The organism is Aureivirga marina (assembly GCF_015767265.1).
GTDB lineage: Bacteria > Bacteroidota > Bacteroidia > Flavobacteriales > Flavobacteriaceae > Aureivirga > Aureivirga marina.
The window spans coordinates 1-1,307 of the sequence record NZ_JADPIB010000023.1 but is presented as its reverse complement, the minus strand read 5'-3'; the positions used below and the strand labels follow the sequence as shown (position 1 = coordinate 1,307).

Here is a 1,307-nt window from a genome sequence, read left to right as displayed (position 1 = left end):
AATGGTCAAAATCGAGTTTATTTGATGGATAAAGATGGAGAAGTTTTAAACTGGTGTAAAAATGATGCTTTTTATACCAAAATTAAATTTAAAATTTTAAGATCTGGATATAGAAATATGCAAAGTTCATCAATGGCTTCAGTTACTTCATTGATTAATCCGATTGAAGGAAAAACACAATTAACTCCAGATATTTTTGAATATTCAGTAGCAAATGCAGGAAATCATAAAGTATTGAATGGAGCAGCGATTGAATACCAATCAGAATGGGATTTGCCAAATGATAGTCAAATACCATTTGTACCAAGTGAGATTACAACACCTTATTGTAGTCAAGATCCAGAACCAATTTTAGGAGTTGGATTTAATCCATTTATTTACAATATGGAAGGAGAATGGCGAGCAAAAAGATCGTATACTTATTTAACAGGAAGAACACAGGATGATAATTCATTGATAAGAAATAGTGGATATTTAACATCATTTGAGCCATTATATCAGATGTATTTAGAAGGAGGAAAATACAAATGGAAAAAAGAAACATCTTTAATTAATGGAACAAATCCAGATGGAAGAAAATGGACATTTGCAAGTGAGATTTCTAAGATGAGTCCTTTTGGAGCAGAATTAGAGAATAAGGATGCTTTAGGAAGATATTCTTCAGCGATTTTTGGAAATAATCATACATTACCAGCAGCGGTTGCAGCAAATGCTGCTTATAAAGAAATTGCGTTTGATGGTTTTGAAGATTATGAAGTTTTAGAAAAAGTAAATGAGGCAGAAGATTATAAACAACATTTTGGATTTAAAGATCAAGCAGAGAATAATGTTGTAGATACACAAGCTCATACAGGAAGAAGAAGTATTAAAGTTCCACCTGCACAAAGTTTAGATTTAGAATATAGTTTAGAAGAATGTGAAGAAGTTTTAGATTTTAGATGTGAAGAACCATTTAGAATAGAAACAATTGATAATTTAGTGAAAAGGAGTGAGCTTACAGGTTTTACTAGATTTTATATGTTAGAAGATACAATTGGTTTAAATCAGAATTATATAATTTCTATGGAACCTTATGTAAATTTAGGAACTATACATGATGAAGATGTTTGTTATGATATTGCATATGAAAATATAACTGATAATGGGAAAGTTGAGGTAATACATGAAACTACAACTTTAATTGAAGGTCTATCTAATAAAGTTTCAATAGAATACGAGCCATTGAGTTTAAATTTAAAAGTAGTAGAAACAGATGATTATGCTCCAATTGAACTTAGAATACAAATGACTAATTCTACAGGGAAAAC

General features: G+C 29.8%; 1 protein-coding gene. It reads left to right on the top strand.

The genetic code is table 11. The annotated features are described in order from the left end of the window. Positions 1 to 24: 24 nt before the first annotated feature. The coding region (locus I1A51_RS17605; protein WP_196896247.1) for a hypothetical protein at positions 25 to 1,307 on the top strand (1,283 nt) is incomplete at its 3' end.